This window comes from Streptomyces sp. NPDC026062 (assembly GCF_055568375.1).
The window spans coordinates 17,541-40,575 of sequence record NZ_JBVHOQ010000018.1; the positions used below are offsets into that span (position 1 = coordinate 17,541).

Annotated in this window: 21 protein-coding genes and 1 tRNA gene; 15 read left to right on the forward strand and 7 right to left on the reverse strand. The window is 71.8% G+C overall.

The window, feature by feature from the left end:
• The first annotated feature begins 180 nt into the window (after nt 1-180).
• Nucleotides 181-1,497 carry an MDR family MFS transporter gene (locus tag ACZ4LX_RS18120; protein ID WP_467645592.1) on the forward strand — a complete coding sequence of 439 codons (1,317 nt, stop codon included), beginning with the start codon at nt 181-183 and terminating at the stop codon, nt 1,495-1,497.
• 155 nt (nt 1,498-1,652) lie between these two features.
• On the opposite strand, the gene ACZ4LX_RS18125 is transcribed toward ACZ4LX_RS18120, so the two are convergent.
• Nucleotides 1,653-1,802: a hypothetical protein gene (locus ACZ4LX_RS18125; RefSeq protein ID WP_467645587.1), complete on the reverse strand. Its 150-nt coding sequence runs from the start codon at nt 1,800-1,802 to the stop codon at nt 1,653-1,655.
• 172 nt (nt 1,803-1,974) lie between these two features.
• Nucleotides 1,975-2,652 carry a phosphate signaling complex protein PhoU gene (phoU, locus tag ACZ4LX_RS18130; RefSeq protein WP_467645582.1) on the reverse strand — a complete coding sequence of 226 codons (678 nt, stop codon included), beginning with the start codon at nt 2,650-2,652 and terminating at the stop codon, nt 1,975-1,977.
• Between the two features lie 196 nt (nt 2,653-2,848).
• Here phoU and phoR point away from each other — a divergent pair, with 196 nt between their 5' ends.
• Both phoR and phoP read left to right on the forward strand, forming a co-directional pair.
• A complete protein-coding gene (phoR, locus tag ACZ4LX_RS18135) occupies nt 2,849-4,123 on the forward strand; it encodes a two-component system sensor histidine kinase PhoR (RefSeq protein ID WP_467645578.1) in 1,275 nt (424 codons plus the stop codon).
• A gap of 5 nt (nt 4,124-4,128) precedes the next feature.
• A complete protein-coding gene (gene phoP, locus ACZ4LX_RS18140; RefSeq protein ID WP_467645681.1) occupies nt 4,129-4,800 on the forward strand; it encodes a two-component system response regulator PhoP in 672 nt (223 codons plus the stop codon).
• Between the two features lie 107 nt (nt 4,801-4,907).
• Here the strand turns inward: phoP and ACZ4LX_RS18145 are convergent, their stop codons facing one another.
• Nucleotides 4,908-5,564, reverse strand: a complete 657-nt coding sequence (locus ACZ4LX_RS18145; protein ID WP_467645573.1) for a copper chaperone PCu(A)C — start codon at nt 5,562-5,564, stop codon at nt 4,908-4,910.
• 624 nt (nt 5,565-6,188) lie between these two features.
• Between ACZ4LX_RS18145 and ACZ4LX_RS18150 the strand changes: the two genes are divergently transcribed.
• The 11 genes from ACZ4LX_RS18150 (at nt 6,189) to ACZ4LX_RS18200 (ending at nt 18,935) form a co-directional block, all read left to right on the forward strand.
• Nucleotides 6,189-6,671 carry a CarD family transcriptional regulator gene (locus ACZ4LX_RS18150; protein WP_006380568.1) on the forward strand — a complete coding sequence of 161 codons (483 nt, stop codon included), beginning with the start codon at nt 6,189-6,191 and terminating at the stop codon, nt 6,669-6,671.
• A 546-nt stretch (nt 6,672-7,217) separates the two neighbouring features.
• Nucleotides 7,218-7,964 carry a 2-C-methyl-D-erythritol 4-phosphate cytidylyltransferase gene (ispD, locus tag ACZ4LX_RS18155; protein WP_467645569.1) on the forward strand — a complete coding sequence of 249 codons (747 nt, stop codon included), beginning with the start codon at nt 7,218-7,220 and terminating at the stop codon, nt 7,962-7,964.
• A complete protein-coding gene (gene ispF, locus ACZ4LX_RS18160) occupies nt 7,954-8,466 on the forward strand; it encodes a 2-C-methyl-D-erythritol 2,4-cyclodiphosphate synthase (protein ID WP_467645565.1) in 513 nt (170 codons plus the stop codon). Before ispD ends, ispF begins: the two co-directional genes overlap by 11 nt.
• A gap of 124 nt (nt 8,467-8,590) precedes the next feature.
• Nucleotides 8,591-9,214: a GNAT family N-acetyltransferase gene (locus tag ACZ4LX_RS18165; protein WP_467645562.1), complete on the forward strand. Its 624-nt coding sequence runs from the start codon at nt 8,591-8,593 to the stop codon at nt 9,212-9,214.
• A 30-nt stretch (nt 9,215-9,244) separates the two neighbouring features.
• Nucleotides 9,245-10,771: an ABC transporter substrate-binding protein gene (locus ACZ4LX_RS18170; protein WP_467645560.1), complete on the forward strand. Its 1,527-nt coding sequence runs from the start codon at nt 9,245-9,247 to the stop codon at nt 10,769-10,771.
• A 70-nt stretch (nt 10,772-10,841) separates the two neighbouring features.
• On the forward strand, nt 10,842-12,620 hold the full coding sequence (locus ACZ4LX_RS18175) for an ABC transporter permease subunit (protein WP_467645677.1): 1,779 nt from the start codon (nt 10,842-10,844) through the stop codon (nt 12,618-12,620).
• A 160-nt stretch (nt 12,621-12,780) separates the two neighbouring features.
• A complete protein-coding gene (locus ACZ4LX_RS18180) occupies nt 12,781-14,049 on the forward strand; it encodes an MFS transporter (RefSeq protein WP_467645556.1) in 1,269 nt (422 codons plus the stop codon).
• Nucleotides 14,046-14,450, forward strand: a complete 405-nt coding sequence (locus tag ACZ4LX_RS18185) for a PPOX class F420-dependent oxidoreductase (RefSeq protein WP_467645554.1) — start codon at nt 14,046-14,048, stop codon at nt 14,448-14,450. Before ACZ4LX_RS18180 ends, ACZ4LX_RS18185 begins: the two co-directional genes overlap by 4 nt.
• A 136-nt stretch (nt 14,451-14,586) precedes the next feature.
• Entirely contained in the window at nt 14,587-15,990 is a 1,404-nt protein-coding gene (gene cysS / locus ACZ4LX_RS18190) for a cysteine--tRNA ligase (RefSeq protein WP_467645551.1), read from the forward strand.
• A gap of 82 nt (nt 15,991-16,072) precedes the next feature.
• Nucleotides 16,073-17,029, forward strand: coding sequence for a 23S rRNA (guanosine(2251)-2'-O)-methyltransferase RlmB (gene rlmB, locus ACZ4LX_RS18195; RefSeq protein ID WP_467645548.1), 957 nt, complete (start codon nt 16,073-16,075; stop codon nt 17,027-17,029).
• A 232-nt stretch (nt 17,030-17,261) separates the two neighbouring features.
• On the forward strand, nt 17,262-18,935 hold the full coding sequence (locus ACZ4LX_RS18200) for a DoxX family membrane protein (RefSeq protein ID WP_467645544.1): 1,674 nt from the start codon (nt 17,262-17,264) through the stop codon (nt 18,933-18,935).
• 154 nt (nt 18,936-19,089) lie between these two features.
• Here the strand turns inward: ACZ4LX_RS18200 and ACZ4LX_RS18205 are convergent, their stop codons facing one another.
• From ACZ4LX_RS18205 to ACZ4LX_RS18215, 3 genes are all read right to left on the reverse strand, one after another.
• Nucleotides 19,090-19,800 (reverse strand): nucleotidyltransferase family protein, encoded by a 711-nt coding sequence (locus ACZ4LX_RS18205; RefSeq protein ID WP_467645541.1) that lies wholly within the window; start codon nt 19,798-19,800, stop codon nt 19,090-19,092.
• Nucleotides 19,801-19,835: 35 nt separating this feature from the next.
• Nucleotides 19,836-20,249, reverse strand: a complete 414-nt coding sequence (locus ACZ4LX_RS18210; RefSeq protein ID WP_467645538.1) for a hypothetical protein — start codon at nt 20,247-20,249, stop codon at nt 19,836-19,838.
• A gap of 206 nt (nt 20,250-20,455) precedes the next feature.
• On the reverse strand, nt 20,456-21,592 hold the full coding sequence (locus tag ACZ4LX_RS18215) for an ABC transporter ATP-binding protein (protein ID WP_467645534.1): 1,137 nt from the start codon (nt 21,590-21,592) through the stop codon (nt 20,456-20,458).
• A 353-nt stretch (nt 21,593-21,945) separates the two neighbouring features.
• Between ACZ4LX_RS18215 and ACZ4LX_RS18220 the strand changes: the two genes are divergently transcribed.
• Nucleotides 21,946-22,019: transfer RNA gene (locus ACZ4LX_RS18220), tRNA-Thr, on the forward strand.
• Nucleotides 22,020-22,255: 236 nt separating this feature from the next.
• Here the strand turns inward: ACZ4LX_RS18220 and ACZ4LX_RS18225 are convergent.
• Entirely contained in the window at nt 22,256-22,924 is a 669-nt protein-coding gene (locus ACZ4LX_RS18225) for a YdcF family protein (RefSeq protein ID WP_467645531.1), read from the reverse strand.
• Between the last annotated feature and the right edge of the window lie 111 nt (nt 22,925-23,035).

The window sequence follows — 23,035 nt, forward strand, 5'->3', positions numbered from 1 at the left end:
GCCGCGCGCGCCCGGCCACAGGGCGGACAGGCGGGGCGCGTGCGCCGGGGGCGGGCGGTGCTCGATTGACGGCGGCCGTCAATCGAGTGGCGGGGCCGAGCGCAGGATTCGTAATGTTCGGACCGTCGGCGAACCTCATACCGCCCGCATCAGATCTCGTACCTCCCTGGGGGAACCCGCATGCCTGCCGCCGGTCTCGGACGGGCCGTCCGTGAAACGGTCTCCGGTCTCCCCAGGGAGTTCTGGTGGCTGTGGACCAGCACTCTGGTCAACCGCCTCGGGGCGTTCGTCGCCACCTTCATGGCCCTGTATCTGACCTTGGACCGGGGCTACTCCGCCTCGTACGCCGGGCTGGTCGCCGCCCTGCACGGGCTCGGCGGGGTCGTCTCCTCGCTCGGGGCCGGGGTGATGACGGACCGTTTCGGCCGGCGGCCCACGATGCTGATCGCGCAGCTCTCGACCGCCGTGTCGGTGGCGGTGCTCGGCTTCATGGTCCATCCGGCGGCGATCGCCGCTGTCGCCTTCGTCGTCGGCATGGCCGGCAACGCCTCCCGGCCGGCGGTCCAGGCGATGATCGCCGACATCGTCCCCGCGAAGGACCGGGTGCGGGCGTTCTCGCTGAACTACTGGGCGATCAATCTCGGGTTCGCGGTCTCGTCCGCCGGGGCCGGGTTCGTCGCCGAGCACAGCTATCTCGCGGGCTTCGTGGGCGAGGCGGCGATGACGCTCGTCTGCGCGGTCGTCGTCTTCATGAAGGTGCCGGAGTCCCGGCCGGAGAAGGCCACGCCCGCGTTCCCGAGCGCGGCCCCGAAGGCCGCCTATACCTCCGACGGTGTACGGCTCGGCACGGTGCTGCGCGACGGGCGGTTCATGGGCGTCGTGGGCCTGTCGTTCGTGATCGCCCTGATCTTCCAGCAGGGGTACGTGGGGCTGCCCGTGGCCATGGGGGCGGACGGGTTCAGCAGCTCCGACTACGGTACGGCGGTAGCCGTCAACGGCGTCCTCATCGTGGTGCTGCAGATCCCGGTCACCCGGTTCATCCAGAGCCGCGACCCGCGCCGGCTGCTCATCGTGTCGTCACTGCTCGCCGGTTACGGCTTCGGGCTGACAGCCTTCGCCGGCTCGGTGGGGCTCTACGCGCTGACCATCTGCGTCTGGACCGTCGCCGAGATCGTCAACGCGCCCGTGCAGAACGGTCTGGTCGTGCAGCTCTCGCCTGCCCATGGCCGGGGCCGCTACCAGGGCATGTACACCTTGTCCTGGTCGGCGGCGGCGCTCGTCGCCCCGCTGATGTCCGGTGTGGTGATCGACCACTTCGGGGCCGGCTGGCTGTGGGGGACGTGCGCGGTCCTGGGCACCGCGGCGGCGTTCGGGTACTGGCTGCTGATGCGGAGCCTGCCGCGGGACGGCGCGACGACGTCCCCCGCAGCCGTGGCCGGGAGCGGACCGGCCCGCGTCGCGGACGAGGCCGGGCCCGTGGCGGAGCCGGCGGGCTGAGCGACGCCCGTTGCGGAGCCGGCGGGCCGGCACAAGCCTTCGTGGAGCGGGCCGGCGCAAGCTTTCGTGGAGCGGGCCGGCTGACGCGCGACAGGGGCCGGGGGCGCCCCGTGCGGAGTGTTCCGCGCGGGGCGCCCCGCTGTCGCGCGGGTCCGTCAGCCGGAGCAGCCGCCGCACTGGCACGGCGCCCCGGACTGGCAGCCGCACCCGCAGCCCGATCCGCACCCGCAGGCGCCGACGACGCCGCGGTGCGCCACGTCGGCGGGCGTCTCCTGCTGGGGTTCGGTCATGGGGGAATCGGCCATGGTTCCTCCTCAAGGTGTACGGCAGGGCCGTACACCCGCACGGGGCCCACGGCCGGGGCGTACGGACAAGTCGTGGCGCCCCGTCCCATTGCATGCCCAGCCGGGCGGGCGCATCAACGGCGCACACGCGCAGGAACACATGTGCGTATCCAGATGTCCCGTACGGGCGCCGCTACGCGCCGTCCACCGGTGCCGGCTGCTGGAGCTCGTCCGCGTGCTCGCCCGTCACCAGGTAGACGACGCGCTTGGCCACCGAGACGGCGTGGTCCGCGAACCGCTCGTAGTAACGGCCCAGCAGGGTCACGTCGACGGCGGTCTCGATGCCGTGCTTCCAGCGGTCGTCCATCAGGTGCTGGAACAGCGTGCGGTGCAGCAGGTCCATCTCGTCGTCGTCCTGCTCCAGCTGGAGCGCGAGGTCGACGTCCTTGGTGATGATCACCTCGGCGGCCTTGGCCATGAGGCGCTGCGCGAGCTGCCCCATCTCCAGGATGGTGGCGTGCAGGTCGTGCGGGACCGCCGACTGCGGGAAGCGCAGCCGGGCCAGCTTGGCGACGTGCTGGGCCAGGTCGCCCGAGCGCTCCAGGTCCGCGCTCATCCGCAGCGAGGTGACCACGATCCTGAGGTCGGTCGCCACCGGCTGCTGGCGGGCCAGCAGCGCGATGGCCCTGGCCTCCAGGTCGTGCTGGAGGTCGTCGACCTTCTGGTCCGCGGCGATCACGGTCTCCGCGAGCTTGAGATCGGCGTCGAGCATGGACGTCGTCGCCCGGCCGATCGCCGACCCGACGAGCCGGGCCATCTCGACCAGTCCCTCGCCGATCGAGTCGAGTTCCTCGTGGTACGCGTCACGCATGGTGTCCCTCTCCAGTCCTGAACCGAGTCCGGGGCCGTCCCTGAACCCCACGCTGCCACCGTGACGGGCGTACGCGTCGGGTTCCGGCCTGCCAAATGAACCGATGCTTGCCCCTCGGTGAACTCTGGGCGACGAGTGTTCGGACAGGCACTCGGACGGCTGGGAGAGTGTCCGCCGGGCCGCATAACCTGGAGACATGGACGTGAACGCGGCGGTCGCCGCAGCTGCAGCGATCGCCGGGGTGTGTACCGGTGTGATCGCCATGCTGGCGTTCCGCTGGAGCGAGCGCGACCAGAAGAAGCCCACGCGTACGTCCCTGCGGCCCGACAGCGGTGCCCCCCTGCCTCCCGGGGTCGACACGGTCCTGTCCGTGCTCAGTTCCTCCGCGGTCGTGCTCGACGAGAGCGACAGCGTCGTCAAGGCCAGCTCCGCCGCGTACGCGCTGGGACTGGTCAGGGGAGGGCGGCTGGCCGTCGAGCCGATGCTGAACATGGCCAGGGACACCCGCCGCGACGGGGAGATACGACAGGTCGAACTGGACCTGCCCCGGCGCGGCACGGGCCGCGGCGAGGCCCTGGCGGTGTCCGCCCGGGTCGCCCCGCTGGGCTCCCGGCTGGTGCTGCTGCTGGTCGAGGACCTCACGGAGGCCCGCCGCATCGAGGCGGTCAGGCGTGACTTCGTCGCCAACGTCAGCCATGAGCTCAAGACCCCGACCGGTGCGCTGTCCCTGCTCTCGGAGGCCGTGATGGACGCCTCCGACGATCCGGAGGCGGTGGAGCGGTTCGCCGGGCGGATGCAGATCGAGGCGACCAGGCTCACCAACCTCGTCCAGGAGCTCATCGACCTCTCCCGGGTGCAGAACGACGACCCGCTGGAGGACGCCGAGCCGGTGCGCGTCGACGAACTGGTCGCCGAGGCGATCGACCGCTGTCGTCAGCAGGCCGGCTCCAAGCAGATCACCATGGCCGCGGGCGGCACCGCCGAGCTCCGCATATGGGGCAACCGGGGCCAGCTCGCCGCGGCACTCGGCAATCTCGTCGAGAACGCCGTCAATTACAGCCCCGCCCGCACCCGCGTCGGCATCGCCGTGCGCCGGGTGGTCGTACCCGGCGGGAACGAGATCGAGATCGCCGTGACCGACCAGGGCTTCGGCATCTCGGAGAAGGACCGGGAACGGGTCTTCGAACGCTTCTACCGCGTCGACCCGGCCCGCTCGCGCGCCACCGGTGGCACCGGCCTCGGCCTCGCCATCGTCAAGCACGTGGCCGCCTCGCACGGCGGGGAGGTCACCGTGTGGAGCTCGGAGGGACAGGGCTCCACCTTCACCCTGCGGCTGCCCGAAGCGGGCTCCGCACGGGACCGGGACCGCACATCGGGCGGCCCGCTCATCGTCAACGGCGACGAGGCGTCCGGTCCGGACGCCGCACCCGACACCTTTGATTCATTCCCTGCCCCGGAGGCTCTTCCGTGACCCGAGTGCTTGTCGTCGAGGATGAGGAATCCTTCAGCGACGTCCTGTCCTACATGCTCCGCAAGGAAGGCTTCGAGGTCGCCATCGCGGCCACCGGACCCGACGGCCTGGACGAGTTCGAGCGCAACGGCGCCGACCTCGTGCTGCTCGACCTGATGCTGCCGGGCCTGCCCGGCACGGAGGTCTGCCGGCAGCTGCGCAGCAAGTCCAACGTCCCCGTGATCATGGTCACCGCGAAGGACAGCGAGATCGACAAGGTCGTCGGTCTGGAAATAGGAGCCGACGACTATGTGACCAAGCCGTTCTCCTCGCGCGAGCTCGTCGCCCGCATCCGCGCGGTGCTGCGCCGCCGCGGGGAGCCGGAGGAGGCCAGCCCGGCCGCCCTGGAGGCGGGCCCGGTGCGGATGGACGTGGACCGTCATGTCGTCACGGTCTCCGGCGGCAAGGTCGACCTGCCGCTGAAGGAGTTCGACCTGCTGGAGATGCTGCTGCGCAACGCCGGCCGGGTGCTGACCCGGATGCAGCTGATCGACCGGGTCTGGGGCGCGGACTACGTCGGCGACACCAAGACGCTCGACGTCCACGTGAAGCGTCTGCGCGCCAAGATCGAGCCGGACCCGGGCGCCCCCCGGTTCCTCGTGACGGTGCGGGGCCTCGGGTACAAGTTCGAGCCGTAGACCGGCCCGCCCCACCGTCCGGGGCCGGTACGACAGCAGGTGTGGCTGAGGCGCCCCCGGGACCCGGGGGCGCCTCAGCCACACCTGCCATTCGGTGCGGGGTGCGGTCAGCCCGGCTGCTGGGAGTCGGACGCCGCGTCGTCCGGGGTGGCGGAATCGCTTGCCGAGGCCGATCCGTCCGGGGTCTCGGACGCGGAGCCGGACGGCGACGTCTCGGGGGACTCGGCCGACTGCTCCGGGAGCTTCGGCAGCGAGCTGGGACCGAAGCCCTTGAAGTAGTTGTCCGAGGGCACGACGGACGCGCCCAGCTTGATGTCGCCGGTCCGGCTGAACTTGAAGACCAGCGACTGCACGTTGCCGTTCTGCGTGGCCTCGTTGCCGTTCTCGATCACGGCGGAGGCGTTGCCCGCACCGCCGAGGATCACGCGGCCGCCGGCCGGTACGACGACAGGTCCCGCGCCCTTGGCGGCGTGCAGCTGCACGGAGCCGCTGCTCCCCGTCAGGGTGATGGCGTCGAGGGTCTCCGCCTTGGAGCCGTTGTTGAACAGCGTGGCGCTGACCACGGCCGGGCCGTTGGCACCGCGCACCGGCTGGGTGATGACGTTCGCGTTCTGGATCTTGATGTCGCCGGACGACGTGGCGGCGTTGTCAGGCCTGACTTCGAGCGTCTGCGCGTTGTTGCCGGCTCCGCATGCGGAGAGCCCGGCGATCGAGAACGCGATGGCGGTGGCGGCGAGGGCGCCGTGTCGAAGGCTGCGGCTCACGGCGGCGGCAACTCCTTGAACGAGCGGACTTACGGACGGGGTCGGGCGGCACGGTGCAAAGCCGCCCCAAGCGTGTTTCAGCGGCCAGGTTACCGAGCCGCCGTCCCCGCCCCGCACCCGACCCGCCCCTGACGGTCCCGGGGATCGCGGGCTGTCGCACGCGAGATCATTCGCATCCTGGTTCACATAACACGCTTGATCAATTCCGCCGCGCGTTCGTCCCGCGTTCCGCCCCCGTGCTTCGCGCCGCTGTTCAAGCGGCCGTGGCGCATTCATTGCGCATAACTCTCGCGGTGTCCGACGTTGATCAATTTTATTGGCCACCGGCACTTAGTGACGCACGAGTGATCGATCTCCGAACGGAACGCGGAATGTTCACCATCCGGAACCCGGCAAACCGGGACTTCTCGTCTCTTCCGAGCGGGTTCCGGCGGGTGTAACGTGCGCGTTTCTCCTTGCCCGCGCAGCCGCTCCGACCTGCGAATACCGCTCTCCGCGAGCCTTCCGCAGCACGTCCCTGTTGCAGTTGTCAAGCCCCGAGATATGCCCTGACCTGCGAAAACGTCATTCAGGAGAAGCTGTTCTCGTGTTACTCTTGATAGCCACGGAAGGGGTACCTGTCACATGACGTTCAAGGTTGGCGACACCGTGGTCTATCCCCATCACGGGGCCGCGCTGATCGAGGCTATCGAAACTCGCCAGATCAAAGGCGTGGACAAGACCTACTTGGTGCTCAAGGTCGCCCAGGGCGACTTGACGGTGCGTGTGCCGGCGGACAATGCGGAGTTCGTGGGCGTGCGTGACGTGGTCGGGCAGGAAGGGCTGGACCGGGTCTTCGAGGTGCTGCGCGCACCGTATGCCGAGGAGCCGACGAACTGGTCCCGACGCTACAAGGCAAATCTCGAGAAGCTCGCATCCGGTGATGTCATCAAGGTCGCGGAAGTCGTGCGTGACCTGTGGCGTCGCGAGCGTGAGCGTGGACTCTCCGCAGGTGAGAAGCGCATGCTCGCCAAGGCGCGCCAGATCCTGGTGAGTGAGCTCGCTCTCGCGGAGAACACGAACGAGGACAAGGCCGAGGCTCTCCTCGACGAGGTTCTCGCGTCCTGAACCGGATAGGACCGGTCCTCAATAATGTGCCGCGGTGCCCGCTGACCAGCCGTATACACGGTGTGTCGTCGGGCGCTGCGGCATGTCCGGATCCGGTATGCGCGACATGGCCGTACACACGGCCCTGCCCGGGACCCCGCAGCGACACGCCCGGCTGCGGCACATCCGGCTGTGACACCTCCGGCCGTGCCGTGCCCGATCGTGCCGTACCCGGCCCGCGACGGCCGGCCGCGGGCGCCTCGGTGCGCGGAATCCGGGCAGCGGCCACCTGTTCGCGGACGCCTGTGGGCGACGCGGCCCGCCGAACCCGGATGTTCTCCCCGATGCGTCGACGCGTTGGCCTCATCGACGATCCCCCGGTACTTTGCTCGCGATCTTGTGAAGTCGACGTGTGCGGCCGATCCCGAGCGGCCGGGGCGGCCCCCGCGACTCGCCCGGGGTCACGGAAAGGGTCCCGGTCGAGTCATGGCGTAGCGCCCGGCTCGCTTGTGGCCATACCCACGTCCGCCGTGGAGACAAACATGCCGATGCTTCGGAGTGCAACCGATGTCTGATCAATCGCGTTCTTACCGCACCGCAGTCGTGATTCCCGCGGCCGGCCGCGGCGTACGGCTCGGCCCCGGGGCCCCCAAGGCGCTCCGCGGGCTGGGCGGGACGCCCATGCTCGTCCACGCCGTACGGGCCATGGCGGCCTCCCGCCATGTCTCCCTGGTCGTGGTCGTCGCACCGCCCGACGGTGCGGCCGAGGTGCGGCACCTGCTCGACGAGCACGCCCTGCCCGAGCGCACCGATTTCCTCGTCGTGCCCGGCGGTGAGACCCGGCAGCAGTCGGTGAAGCTCGGACTCGACGCGCTGCCGGCCGATGTCCACGCCGTCCTCGTCCATGACGCGGCCCGCCCGCTCGTGCCCGTCGACACCGTGGACGCGGTGATCGAGGCCGTACGGGACGGGGCGCCCGCCGTCGTGCCCGCGCTGCCGCTCGCCGATACCGTCAAGGAGGTCGAGCCCGGTGCGCCGGGGGAGCCGGAGCCGGTGCTCTCGACTCCGGTGCGGGCCCGGCTGCGCGCGGTGCAGACCCCGCAGGGCTTCGACCGCGACACTCTGGTGCGCGCCCACGAGGAGGTCGCCGTCAGTGGCGAGGGCGCGACCGACGACGCGGGTCTGGCCGAGCGGCTCGGGGTGCCCGTCGTGGCCGTACCCGGGCACGAGGAGGCGTTCAAGGTGACCCGGCCGCTGGACCTGGTCCTGGCCGAGGCGGTACTCGCACGCAGGAGGGCGAACGATGGCTTCTGAGGTATCCGGCGGGCGCGGCGCGCCCGTGATCCCGCTCGTCGGGATCGGCACCGACATCCACGCCTTCGAGGAGGGCCGCGAGCTGTGGTGCGCGGGTCTGCTCTGGGAGGGCGAGGGCCCCGGTCTCGCCGGCCACTCCGACGCCGACGTCGTGGCGCACGCCGCGTGCAACGCGCTCTTCTCGGCCGCCGGTCTCGGTGACCTCGGGCAGCACTTCGGCACGGGGCGCCCCGAGTGGTCCGGCGCCGCGGGCGTCACGCTGCTGACCGAGGCGGCCAGGATCGTCAGGGCCGAGGGCTTCGAGATCGGCAACGTGGCCGTCCAGGTCGTCGGCGTACGGCCGAAGATCGGCAAGCGGCGCGACGAGGCGCAGAAGGTCCTCTCCGCCGCCGTGGGTGCCCCCGTCTCGCTCTCCGCCGCGACCTCGGACGGACTCGGCTTCACCGGCCGGGGCGAGGGCATCGCCGGCATCGCGACGGCTCTGGTCTACCGCACCGGCTGAACGGGCTGCGGTGTCCTGGGGGTCCGGTCCGGCGCACCCCTGGGGCCCGCGGGCTTGTTGCACATTAGTCGCACGTACGCTGGTGCGGCAATGGTGGTGCGGCAAGGGACGGTGAAGCTCCGGGATGGGCACGACGACGATCGCTCCGGTGCGGGCCGATGCCGACGGGTACGTCGTGCGCACCGCAGGTCCGCCGGACATCGGCGGGGCGCGGGCCGTGATGCTCGACACCGTCTACCGTGACCTGCGCTCCGGCTACGTACCGCGCTGGCACGCCGACATCATCGACCCCGAGGCCGCCTATCTGCGGCCCGCGCGCTGCACCCTGCTGGTGGCCGAGCGGGACGGCGAGATCGTCGCGACGGGCGCCGTGCGGGACCGGGGCCCCCAGGCGCCGCCCAACCCCCGCTGGGTCGCGGACCGTTTCCCGTCCGGCACCACCGCCCAGCTCTGCCGGATCTACGTCGCGCCCGAGCACCGCAGGCACGGGCTCGCCCGCCGGGTGGTGCGTGAGCTCTGCGACTTCGTGGCGCGGGCCGGCGGCTACGAGGCGGTCTATCTGCACACCGACCCCGCCGTCCCCGGCGCCGAACCGTTCTGGCGGTCGCTGGCGCGCGAGGTGTGCGACGAGCGCGCGCTGCCGGGCGGCGGCCAGGGCATCGTCCACTTCGAACTGCCGCTGCCGCCGCTGCCGGAGTCCGGGCCGTCCGGAAGGGCTGCGGCCCGCACTGCGCCCCACCCCTTCTAAGTGACAATCATTTTCATATAAGGTCGTTCCATGTCTGCACCCCGACGCCGTCGCTCCGCGCTGCCGCTGGCTCTGTCCGCGACCGCGCTCCTCGTCCCGCTCGCCACCGCCTGCTCCGGCAGCGCGTCCGACGCCAAGGGTGCGGGGGACGGCGGGCAACGCCTCCGGGTCGTCATGGCCTTTCCGCCCGCCCAGGCGATGTCCCCCTACGGCGACGACGCCGTCACCCTCAGCCGCCTCGCGGTCATCGAGGGCCTCACCACCCTTGACCGCGAGGGTGCGGCCAAGCCCGCGCTCGCCGCCTCCTGGAAGCGCGACAGCGCGAAGGAATGGACCTTCACCCTGCGCAAGGCGTCCTTCCAGGACGGCACGAAGGTGGACGCGGCGGCCGTCGTACGCTCACTGACCGCCGCGGAGAAGGCCTCGCCGAAGCCCCGCGTCCTGTCCGACACCCGCCTCACCGCCACGGCCCGGGACGCCACCACCGTACGGATCGTCACCGACGAGGCCGACCCGCTGCTGCCCCAGCGCCTCGCCAACCCCTCCCTCACGATCCTTTCCGCCGCCGCCTACGCCGACGGAAAGGTGAACCCCGCCGGGCACGCCACCGGCCCCTTCACCCTCGCCGCCGTCAAGGGCGCCGTCAGCGCCACCCTGGAACGCAACGGCACCTACTGGGGCGGTAAGGCCAAGGCCCCCGGCGTCGACGTCACCTTCGTCGCCGACGGCACCGCCCGCGCCAACGCCCTGCGCACCGAGGCCGTCGACATCGCCGAGTACGTGCCCATCTCCCAGGCCTCCCTCCTCGGCGACGGACTCGTCCACGAGTTCCCCTCCGCCCGCACCAACGGGCTCTCCCTCAACACCGGGCGCGGCGTCTTCGCCGACCCCGCGATGCGCGCCGCGGCCCGCGAGGCCATCGACTCCAAGGCCCTCGTCAAGGCCGTCTACGAAGGACGCGCCGACAGCGCACAGGGCCTCCTCGGCCCCGGCGTCCCCTGGGCCGCCGGGGCCCGCATCACCCCCGTCGGCCGGACGAAGGCCGCCGGCAAGGCAGAGGTCGCCAGGACGAAGGAGATCGTCCTCGCCACCTACACCAACCGGCCCGAACTCCCCGAGGTCGCCACCGTCGTCCAGCAGCAGCTGACCAAGCGCGGCTTCACCGTCAAGCAGGTCGTCCGCGACTACGCCCAGATGGAGGCCGACGCCCTCGCCGGGAAGTACGACGCCTTCATCCAGGCCCGCAACACTCTCCTTGACACCGCCGACCCGGTCTCCTACCTCGCCTCCGACTTCACCTGCGACGGCAGTTCCAACATCTCGCAGCTCTGCGACAAGCGCGTCGACGGCGCTGTGCGCAAGGCCGCCGCCACCGCCGGAACCGACGCCCGCCACACCGCGACCGCGGCGGCCGAGGCCGACGTCCTCGGCACCGACGCCCTCGTCCCGCTGCTCCACGAACGCTTCGTCCAGGGCTACGACGACACCCGTGTCCGGGGCGTCTCCCTCGACCCCCAGGAACGCACCCTCATCACCGCAGACACCCACGTCGGGTGACCGGGTGAAGCGCCTCGCCGGCGGGCACGCCGGGAGCACGCACCGGGCGCCGCTCCTCCACCGGCGCACGTTGCCGGCCGCGGCGCTCGCCGGAGGGCTCACCGCACTCCTCGCCGTCGTCGCCGTCATCGGACTGCTGCCCCGGCTCACGCGCACCGACCCCGCCCGCACGATCCTGCGCGCCCGGTACGCCGACCGGCCGCCCACCGCCGAGACCCTCGACGCCATCCGCGCCGAGACCGGCCTGGACGGCGGACCCCTCCATGTACTCGGTGACTGGCTGGCCGGACTCCTCCGAGGCGACCTCGGCACCTCCTGGGTCTCCGGGCAGCCGGTCGCCCCGGACGCGATATCCGCCCTCGGGGTCTCCCTGACCCTCATGGCCGTCTCCTTCGCCGTCGCCCTGGTGACCGCCGCCGCCCTCGCCGCCCGCACCCTGCGGCGCGGGGCGCGGAGCCGCGTCGTCTCCGCCGGGGCCGGCACCGGCGCCGCCGTACTCGCCGCCCTCCCCGAGTTCCTGATCGCCGCCGTTCTCGCCGCGGTCGTCGCCGTCCGGCTCGACTGGCTTCCCGCGCTCGGCTGGGGGACCCCCGAGCAGACCGTGCTGCCCGCCCTGGCCATGGGCGTCCCCGCCGGGGCCCTCCTCGGCCGTCTCCTGGACGACGCGCTGCCCGCCGCCTTCGCCGAACCCTGGGCCCGCGCCGCCACGGCGGCCGGGATGCCCGGGCACCGCACCGCCCGCAACGCCCTGCGGCGCACCCTGCCCGGACTGCTGCCCCAGCTGGGCCTGACCACCGTCGGACTCACCGGCGGAGCCGTCGCCGTCGAGACCCTCTACGCCATCCCCGGCCTCGGCTCCACCGCCCTGTCCGCCGCCCTCGCCCAGGATCTCCCCGTCCTCCAGGCCTCCGTCCTGATCCTGCTGCTCCTCGGCACGGCCGCCGGACTCGCGGCCCGTCTCGTCTCCCGCGTTCTGCTCGGCCCCGCGCTGGACGACGGCGCCCTGCCCGCACTCGTCCCGCCGGCCGCCCGCGCACGCCGGTCCCTGATCGCCGGCGCGCTGCTCCTCGCCGCGCTCTTCACGGCCGTCACGCTCGCCGGGCTCCTGCGGGACCCGCTCCACATCGACGCCGCCGCCCGCCTCGCCGGTCCCTCCGCCGCCCACCCCCTGGGCACGGACTCCCTCGGCCGCGACGTCCTCGCCCGCCTCGGACACGGAGCCGCCCGCACCGTTCTGACCGCCGTCATCGTGTGTGCCGCCACCCTGCTCATCGGCCTCGTCCTCGGAGCCGTACGCGCCGGAGCCCTCACCGAGACCGCCAACGCCCTGCCCGCGATCCTCACCGGTCTCGTCGTCGCCGGCATCGCGGGCCCCGGCCCCTGGAGCGCCGCGGCCGCCGTGACCGCCGTCGCCTGGGCACCCCTGGCCGCCCACACCGCCGCCCTGTACGCCCAGGAGCGCGCCGCCCCCCACCTCGCCGCCGCCCGCGCGCTCGGCGCCGGACGCCTCCATCTGCTCCGCCGCCACCTGCTGCCCGGCGTCCTGCCCCCCGTCGCCCGACACGCCGTCCTGCGTGTCCCCGCCATCGCCCTGGCCCTCGCCTCCCTCGGCTTCCTCGGCCTCGGCACCGCGCCCCCCTCACCCGAGTGGGGCCGCATGCTCTCCGAGAACCTCCCCTACGCCGAGCGCGCCCCCTGGTCCGTCCTCGCCCCCGCCGCCGCCCTCGCCGCCCTCGGCGCGCTGGCGGTCCTCACCACGGCAGCGGTACGGGGCAGGCACCCTCGCAAGCCCGCCGACGGCGGCCGCGCGCAGGCCACCGACGAGAGCCGCGCGCAGGCCACCGCGTGACGGGCGAGCCGAAGCGCGCCGGCCAGCGGGTGACGGACGGGCCGAAGCGCACAGGCCGCCACCTGCCGGACGGGCCGAAGCGCGCCGGCCACTACCTGCCGGACGGGCCGAAGCGCACAGGCCACCACCTGCCGGACGGCAGCCCTGCGCAGGCCGCCGCATGACGGCCGCCACCACCCCCTACCTCCGCCTCCTCACCACCACCCAGTTCGCCTTCAACACCGGCTTCTACGCCGTCCTGCCCTACCTCGCCACCCACCTCGGAACCGGCCTCGGGATGACCGGCTGGCTCGTCGGCCTCGTCCTCGGTCTGCGTACCTTCAGCCAGCAGGGCCTCTTCGTCATCGGCGGCACACTCACCGACCGCTACGGCCCCCGGCCCGTCGTCCTCACCGGCTGCGTCCTGCGCATCGCCGGCTTCGGCTGGCTGGCCTTCGCCGGCTCCACCGCCGCCGTCATCGGCGCCGTCCTGCTCACCGGGTTCGCCGCCGCGCTCTTCTCGCCCGCCGTCGAATCCGAGACCGCCCGCGAAGCGGTACGGCACGAGCGGCGCACCGGCATCCCCCGCGCCCACCTGCTCGCCCGGTTCTCCGCCGCCGGACAGGCCGGTGCCTTCCTCGGGCCGCTGCTCGGCTCGCTGCTCCTTCTCCTGAACGGCGGCTTCCGGGCCGCCTGCCTCGCCGGCGTCCTCGTCTTCGTCGCCGTCCTCGCCGGACATGCCCGGCTCATGCCGCGCCGCGCCCCCGTCACCCGGACGGCCGTACGTACCGGGGCTGCCCTGCGGCAGGTCCTCACCCACCGGCCGTTCCTGTTGCTCTGCCTCGCGTACAGCAGCTACCTCGTCGCGTACAACCAGCTCTACCTCTCGCTCCCGGCCGAGGTGTCGCGCGCCACCGGGTCGCAGGCCGCCCTCGGCTGGTTCTTCGCGCTCTCCTCCCTCCTCGTCGTCTGCGTCCAGCTTCCCCTGACCCGCTGGTCCGCCCACCGGCTCACCCCGCGCACCGCCCTCGTCACCGGGCTCGCCACCGTCGCCGCCGGGTTCGCCGCCGTACCCCTGACCCCCGCGGGCCCCGCCGGGCTGCTGCCCCCGGCCGTTCTCGTCGTGCTCCTCACCCTGGGCCAGATGCTCCTGGTGCCCGCCGCCCGGGGCTTCGTACCGGATCTCGTCGACGACCGGCACCTGGGTCTGGCCACCGGAGCGCTCTCCTCGGTCTCCGGCCTCGCGGTCCTCGGCGGCAGCGCCGCCACCGGTGCCCTGCTCGACGCCCCCGCGCCCGTCCGCTGGGCCGCCCTCGCCGCCATCCCCCTCACGGGCGCCGCCCTGGCGCTGACCCTTCCGGGGGTCGCGGGCGGGAAGAGGCACGGTGGGGGCGCGGTTGGGGTAGGCGTAGAGGCATCACCGACCCGCTCAGGAGGACGTACGCCATGACCGCCGCACTCTCCCCCGAACTCAAGGCACTGCTCGACACCCCGGTCTTCGTCACCGTGGCCACCATCCAGCCCGACGGCAGCCCCCAGGTGTCCCCGGTCTGGGTGAAGCGGGACGGCGACGACGTCCTCATCTCCACCACCACCGGCCGCCGCAAGGAACAGAACCTCGCCCGCGACCCCCGGGTCTCCGTCGTCGTCCAGCCCTTCGACGCCCCGTACACCTACGCGGAGATCCGGGGCACCGCCACGCTCACCACCGAGGGCGGCCAGGAACTCATCGACGAGCTGTCCCGGAAGTACACCGGCAAGTCCTACGCCGAATTCAACCCCTCCTCCGGTGACGACGACGCCCGCGTCGTCGTCCGGATCACCCCGCGCAAGGTCGTCGGACGCATCTGAACGGACCCCGACGCCCGCCTGTCACGGCTCCGGCCCTCACCTGTGACGGCTCCGGCCCGCCCGGAGCCGTAACAACTGTCCACGCAATCTCCCAAGGGGGCGCTGGGCACTGGTGCGCGCCCACTACCCTTGAGGCGTGACTATTCGCCTGTACGACACCAGCGCCCGGCAGATCCGTGACTTCGTCCCGCTCACAGCGGGCTGCGTCTCGATCTACCTCTGCGGCGCTACCGTCCAGGCCGCCCCGCACATCGGGCACATCAGGTCCGGACTGAACTTCGACATCATGCGCCGCTGGTTCGCCCACCGCGGCTACGACGTGACCTTCGTCCGGAACGTCACCGACATCGACGACAAGATCATCAAGAAGTCGGCCGAGCAGGGACGCCCCTGGTGGGCCATCGGTTACGAGAACGAGCGCGCGTTCAACGACGGCTACGCCGCCCTCGGCTGCCTGCCGCCCACGTACGAGCCCCGCGCGACCGGCCACGTCCCCGAGATGATCGAGATGATGCGCGGTCTCATCGAGCGCGGGCACGCCTATGCCGCCGACGGCAACGTCTACTTCGACGTGCGCTCGTTCCCCGGCTATCTGGAGCTCTCCAACCAGGACCTGGACGACCTGCGCCAGCCCTCCGGCGACAACGAGACCGGCAAGCGCGACAAGCGCGACTTCGCCATGTGGAAGGCGTCCAAGCCCGGCGAGCCCAGCTGGGAGACCCCCTGGGGACGCGGCCGTCCCGGCTGGCACCTCGAATGCTCCGCCATGGCGCACAAGTACCTCGGCGCCGCCTTCGACATCCACGGCGGCGGCATCGACCTGATCTTCCCGCACCACGAGAACGAGATCGCCCAGGCCAAGGCCTTCGGCGACGCGTTCGCGAAGTACTGGGTCCACAACGCCTGGGTCACCATGTCCGGCGAGAAGATGTCGAAGTCGCTCGACAACTCCGTCCTCGTCAGCGACATGGTCAAGACCTGGCGACCCATCGTGCTGCGCTACTACCTCGGCACCCCGCACTACCGGTCGATGATCGAGTACAGCGAGGAGGCCCTGCGCGAGGCCGAATCCGCGTTCGCCCGCATCGAGGGCTTCGTCCAGCGCGTCACCGAGAAGGCCGGCGAGACCGTCGCCCCCGCCGCCGAGGTGCCGCCCGCCTTCGCCGAGGCCATGGACGACGACATGGGCGTCCCCCAGGCCCTCGCCATCGTCCACACCACCGTCCGCCAGGGGAACTCCGCCCTCGCCGCCGACGACAAGGAAGCCGCCGTCGCGCGCCTCGCCGAGGTCCGCGCCATGCTCGGCGTCCTCGGCCTCGACCCGCTCGACGACCACTGGGCCGGTGAGAGCGACCGCGGCGACGACCTCCACGGCGTCGTCGACACCCTCGTACGCCTCGTCCTCGACCAGCGTCAGTCCGCACGCGAGCGCAAGGACTGGGCCTCGGCCGACGCCATCCGCGACCAGCTCAACCAGTCCGGCCTCGTCATCGAGGACAGCCCGGCCGGACCGCGGTGGACACTCGGCCCGCGCCAGTAGTCCTCCCGAGTGCCGCCTGGCCCGCCGGGCGGCACACTTCACTTATACGTACGCACGACTGAAGCAACGAAACAGGTAGGTCATGGCCGGGAACAGCCAGCGCAGGAACCGCCGCACGTCCAACAAGAAGGGCGCCACGGTCGGCAGCGGTGGCCAGCGACGCCGTGGCCTCGAAGGCAAGGGACCGACGCCGCCCGCCGAGGACCGCAAGAAGCACAAGAAGAACCGCATCGCCACCGCCAGGGCCAAGCAGGCCGCCAACCGCCGCCCCGCCCCCCGGCGCGGCGGCGTCAAGGGCACCTCCGAGATGGTCGTCGGCCGCAACCCGGTCTTCGAGGCCCTGCGCGACGGCGTGCCCGCCACCACGCTGTACGTCCAGCAGTACATCGACAACGACGAGCGCGTCCGCGAGGCCCTCCAGCTCGCCGGCGAGCGCGGCAACATCAACCTGATGGAAGCCCCGCGCCCCGAGCTCGACCGGATGACGAACGGCCTCAACCACCAGGGGCTCGTGCTCCAGGTGCCCCCGTACGAGTACGCGGACCCGCAGGACCTCACCGCTGCCGCCTACGACAACGGCGAGGACCCGCTCATCGTCGCCCTCGACGGCGTCACCGACCCGCGCAACCTGGGCGCCATCGTCCGCTCCGTCTCCGCCTTCGGCGGCCACGGCGTGGTCGTGCCCGAGCGCCGTGCCGCCGGCATGACCGCCGGAGCCTGGAAGTCCTCCGCCGGCACCGCCGCCCGCACCCCGGTCTCCAGGGTCACCAACCTGACCCGCGCGCTGGAGGCGTACAAGAAGGAAGGCATCGCGATCGTCGGCCTCGCCGCCGACGGCGAGCACACCGTCGAGGACCTCGAAGCGCTCGGCGGCCCCGTCGTCATCGTCATCGGCAGCGAGGGCAAGGGCCTCGGCCGCCTCGTCGGCGAGACCTGCGACTACCGCGTCCGCATCTCCATGCCGGGCGGCGCCGAGTCCCTCAACGCCGGTGTCGCCGCCGGCATCGTGATGTACGAGGTCGCGCGCCGCCGCGCCTGACCCGCCGCCGGGACGGGCCGCGCGGTCCGTCCCGCGGAACCACCCGCACGGGCGGCGGCCGACCGGGTCCGGACCCACCCGCGGTACCGGCGGCCGACAGGCCCCGCGGGGGTGCGCCGGGGGCGTGTCCGGGTGCGCGCACGCCCCGGCGCACCCCGCCACCACCTGTTGACTGGCCTCGGACACTTCGACACCGTCAAGGCAGTGTCCTAACCACACATCACTCGGTTAGATGAGTGTGGACACCAGAACGCCTCGGTTCGACGAACTACCCGCCCTGAGCATGACCAAGGTGGACTGCGACCCTGCGCAGGTCATCGTCAACCACGCCAGCTTCCGGGTGCAGCTCGCCCCCGGCCAGCGCGCACGGCTCCGCGGCGTGGCCCCGGCCGGAGCGCCCAGGATCCCCGCCATGAGCGGAACCGGAGCCGGCCGCGGCCGGCGCGCCCCCGTCGTGTGGAGCGGCAAATCCGCTCCCGGCGACCCAGGCGCCAGCGGACTCCTCCAGGCCGTACGGAACTCCACCGCGGGTCTGCCCGACAGCGGCTACGACCCCTACGAGCCGTACCCCGCCTACGATTTCGACGGCGGACGCGGCGGCTCCGGCACGCAGGTCATCCCGCGCCTCGACGAGACCCAGCCCAACCCCGTCATCTCCGCACCGCACCAGCCCCGCCGCCACCCGGGCGGCCCGCTGCTGCCCCCCATGCGCCAGGCTGTCGGCGCCTACGACACCGTCGAGCCCGGCCCGTACGACACCGACGGACCCGGCCGGGACGGATACCACCAGGACGGATACCACCGGGACGGATTCGACGACGCCGACGCCGACGTCACCGACACCCGCGACCCGCGCACCGGCGCCGACAACGTCCGGCACGCGTACTACCCCGGCCGGCGGATGAACCTCGGCGTGGTCCTGCTCCCCATGCGGGTCTTCCTCGGCTTCATCTCCATCTACGCCGGCATGGGCAAACTCTGCGACCCCGTCTACTTCGACGGCGGCGACCGGGGCTCCATGGTCAAGTGGCTGAACTCGCTCCACCCCTGGGCACTCGCCGAACCGCTCCGCGAATTCGCGCTCTCCCACCCCGTCGGCGCCGGTCTTTCGATCGCCTTCCTCCAGGTCGTCGTCGGCGTCCTCACCGTCCTCGGCCTCTGGCAGCGCGTCGCCGCCTCCATCGGCGCCCTGCTGTCCGCCGCCCTCCTGGTGACCGTCAGCTGGCGCACGGTCGCCGCGTACGACGCGCCCGACATCATCTACCTCGCCGCCTGGAGCCCGCTCGTCATCGCGGGCGCCCCCGTCTACTCCGTCGACGGACGCCTCGCGGGCGAAGCCTGGCGCAAGCTCGGTCCCCGCTCGGAGATCTGGGACCTCCGCCGCCGTGTCCTGCGCCGAGGTGCCGTCGTCGCCACCGTCGTCGTCGGCCTCACTCTCCTCATCGGCTCCATGCTCGGCGGCGCCGTCCGCTCCTCCGGTGTTGTCACCGTTCCCGGCCCGAACGGCGTCCCCACCAACCAGCTCCCCGGCTCCCCGCTCCCCGAGAAGTCCCGGAGCGGCAAGGCCTCCCACACCCCTGCGGGACAGAGCCCCACCCCCTCCCGCACCACCGCACCCAGCATCCCGTCCGCCCAGGCATCCACCCCCGCGGCGGACAGCGTCCGCGAGTCCGGTCAGGCGGCCGGCGCCGGTCAGCCCAGCGAGACCCAGGGCACCGGCCAGACCGCTCCGCGGCAGACCACCCCCCAACAGCCCCCCGCCACCTCCTCCGGCCCCAGCTCCGCCGGTCCCAGCGGCGGCGCCACCACCGGAGGCACCGACCCCAGCGCCGGGGCCACGGGCGGCACCGACACCTCCGACGGTGGCGGCGGTGGCCGCAACCCCATCGGCGGCCTCCTCGGCTGACAGCACCGCACCACGCACCAGGGGCGGGCACCGGAATCGATTCCGGTGCCCGCCCCTGGTGCGTGGCCCTCGTGCCCGCCCCTGGTGCCCGCCCCTGGTACGTGGCCCCTGGCGCGTGCTGCGGCGGTGACGCGTACGGACAGCCGACGGGAACCTACTGCCCGTCCAGCTCCTTCGCCGCCTCCGTCAGGTCCTTCGCGGTGTCGATGGCCCGCCAGTACGCCCCGTGCGGCAGCGGATACCCGGCCAGGCTGCGTGTGCGCGCCAGCCTCGGGAACGTGGTCCGCTCATGGTCGCCGCGGTCCGGCAGCAGCCCCGTGAACGCCGGGGAGAACACGTACACCCCCGCGTTGATCAGATACGGCGAGGGCGGGGACTCGATGAAGTCCGTGATGTGCCCGAACGCGTCCGTCTCCACCGCACCCCACGGAATGCGCGGACGTGCCAGCGCCAGCGTCGCGGTCGCATCACGCTCCGCATGGAACGCGGCCATCTCACGCAACGAGAAGCGGGTCCAGATGTCGCCGTTGGTCGCGTACCAGGGCTGCTCCGGATCGGGCAGCCGGGCCGCCGCGTACTTCAGTCCGCCACCGCGGCCCAGCGGCTCTGACTCCACCACCGTCGTCACACGCAGCGGCAGGACCGCCTCGGCCAGCCATTCCTGAAGCACCTCGGCGAGATGCCCGCACGACACCACGGCGTCGGTCACGCCCTCGGCGGCCAGCCAGGCAAGCTGATGGCCGATGATCGGCGTCCCGGTGCCCGGGATCTCGACCATCGGCTTGGGGCGGTCATCGGTGTACGGGCGCAGCCGTGACCCCTGGCCACCCGCCAGGATCACGGCCTGCGTCGGAAACGTATGCATGCCAGGCACGATATGCGGTGCCCGGTCGGGAGCGGTCAGCTGAACTGTGCGACACCCGAGGCGAACGACGTGTCACAGACCGGACGCGAGAAGCGGTGCGCGCGCGTCGGGCCGTACTGCGCGACGGCGGCCTTGCCCAGCGCCTTGGCGATCGACATGCAGTGCCGGGCGAGCGACGGACGCCCCTCCACAGCACGCTGGAGATCCGTCAACGCGACGCCCGGGTCCTTCTCCTGGAGCTCCAGCAGAAGCTTGTCGCGCAGGATGTCCTGCGGCGTGCGCGGCTCGGCGCGCTTGGAGACGGTCCGGGCCGACGCGGTGAGCATCGTCGAATCGGAGTTGTCGGCTGCCCACGGCACGGCGGTGACCGCGAGGGTCCCGGACAGCACCATGACGACAGGCAGGACGAAAGCGAGAGATCGGCCGATACGGCGCGCGGTATGGGTCACGCAGCGAGCGTAGCGGGCGGTGATGACTGGACAGCACTACGTCACCCCTGTGAGGGATGGTTCGACTGCGCTTTTCGAATCCCGTGTTGACGGCCCGGAGTGAAATGACCGTTGTGCCGGGGAATTCGGCCTGTCCGGTCCAAACCCCCGAACGCGCGGTGGCCCCGCACGGACAACGTGCGGGGCCACCGTGGAGCGGGTGCGGATCAGGCGGTGAGGCGCTCGCCCGTCGACGTCGCGAAGACGTGCAGCTCGTCCGGGCGCGGCACGACGTGCAGCTTGGTGCCCTTCTCCGGGACGGCGCGGCCGCCGACGCGGACGACCAGGTCCTTGTGCTCGCCGCCGACCTCGGCAGCGCCGTAAACGAAGCCGTCGGCGCCGAGCTCCTCGACGACGTTGACCGAGACGGCCAGGCCGGCCGGGGCGTCGGCGGAGTCCTTGGTGAGGGACTTCGCGGCGGCGCCGCCGTGCTCGACGATGTCGAAGTGCTCGGGACGGATGCCGACCGTGACCGTGCGGTCACCGCGGTTGGCGGCGGCGGTGAGCGCCTCGCGGGAGACCGGGACGACGCTGTTGCCGAACTTCACGCCACCGTCGGTGATCGGGACCTCGACCAGGTTCATGGCGGGGGAGCCGATGAAGCCGGCCACGAAGAGGTTCGCCGGCTTGTCGTACATGTTGCGCGGCGAGTCGACCTGCTGGAGCAGACCGTCCTTGAGGACCGCGACGCGGTCACCCATGGTGAGGGCCTCGACCTGGTCGTGCGTGACGTACACGGTCGTGATGCCCAGACGGCGCTGGAGCGAGGCGATCTGCGTACGGGTGGAGACACGGAGCTTGGCGTCGAGGTTCGACAGCGGCTCGTCCATGAGGAAGACCTGCGGCTCACGCACGATCGCGCGGCCCATCGCCACACGCTGACGCTGACCACCGGAGAGCGCCTTCGGCTTGCGGTCCAGGTAGTCGGTGAGGTCCAGCATCTTGGCGGCCTCTTCGACCTTCGCGCGGATCTCGGTCTTGTTGATACCGGCGATCTTCAGCGCGAAGCCCATGTTGTCCGCGACGGACATGTGCGGGTAGAGCGCGTAGTTCTGGAACACCATGGCGATGTCCCGGTCCTTCGGGGGCAGGTGCGTGACGTCGCGGTCACCGATGCGGATGGCGCCGCCGTTGACGTCCTCAAGACCCGCGAGCATGCGCAGGGAGGTCGACTTGCCACAACCGGAGGGACCGACGAGGACGAGGAACTCACCGTCCGCGATGTCGATCTCGAGCTGGTCGACGGCCGGCTTCGTGGAGCCGGGGTAGACGCGGGACGCCTTGTCGAACGTGACACTGGCCATGCTGAATCTTCTCCTCAACCGGCAGGAACGTGCCGGACGATCCGTTGTAAAGGGAGTGGTCTGGTCCACCTGGGTGAACCACCAGCGACGCTACCTGGCGATTTCGGATCTGTCAGTAGTTCTCTGGGGAGAAATATCTCCTGGTCGGCGCCGCCCGGGGTGGAACGGCCGGGCACCAGAAGCCGGCGTCGAGCCCCGCCCGGATACGGGCGCCGGGCGGCCGCGTGGGGCGCCGGGCGGCCGGGAGCGGCGGCGCCCCGGCGGGTTGCGGCAGGGGTCGGAAACATCGTGGATCGGCGCGTGGGGCGCTGTGTAGAGTGAGGGCTCGCGCGCGTGGTTTCGGCGTGCGCGCTGCCTCCTTAGCTCAGCTGGCCAGAGCAACGCACTTGTAATGCGTAGGTCATCGGTTCGAATCCGATAGGGGGCTCGGCGAGAACCCCAGGTCGTACAGCCCGTGACCTGGGGTTTCTGCTGTTTCGGGGGTGGTGTGCCGGCCGCCGTGATCCAAGACGGGCCTCTGTGGACGGACGGCCGGAATCTGCGGGCCGGGCACCGCCGACGCCGACAGCGGACCGAGCGTTCGCGAACAGCTCGGCCGGTGTGGTCGGTCTCGGGAACGGATTGGGCTGATGAATCGCGCGCGGTCCGCCCGGCTCCGGCAGGTCAGGAAGCGATGAGACGGCTGGTGAAGCCGTCGTGGACGAGGGATTCGTACGCTCCGTGCACGTTCTCCGGGACCTCCTGCTCGATGGCGAATCCGCGCTTCGGATACTCGATGACGCGCTGGAGGTCGCCGACGAGCATGTCCACGACGAGGTTCTCGTCACCGATGGACTTCACGTAGTGGTCCATTCCCAGCGGCTCCGACGTGCAGAGGATCTCGACGTCGGGCCACAGCTTGCGGGCTGTCGCGAACGACCGCCTCTCCATATAGGGCTTGGAGACCAGCAGCACGGTGGTCGGGGTGATTCCGGCCGCGGTGAGGACCTCTCGCGAGAGAGTGATGTTCTGCCCGGTGTTGGCGGCGTTCGGTTCCAACAGGATGGCCTCGGAGGGAATGCCGAGGCCGATGGCGTGCTCGCGGAAGTGGACGGCCTCGCCGCGCGGGAAGACCTTGGCGGTGGTGGGGCTGTTGCCGCCGGTGAAGACGAGGGTCGGAAACAGCCCGGCGCGGTACAGCTCGGCGGAGTGGGTGGCGACGCCGAGGTCATGACTGCCCAGCCCGATAGCCACGTCGACAGGGCCCAGTTGGTGGTGCATCTGGTGGTAGTTCCAGATCAGCGCGGCCTGGCGCCACTGCTCCTCGGTGATGGCCTGCTGGTTGTCGCTCACGCGTCTCTCCCTGATCACCGTCGCCGGGGGCGATTTACGTGGAGTCCATCATCCCGGGACGCCGCGTCGGAGAGCAGGATGTGGCCGGACCGGTCGTCGGGTTGGGTGAGG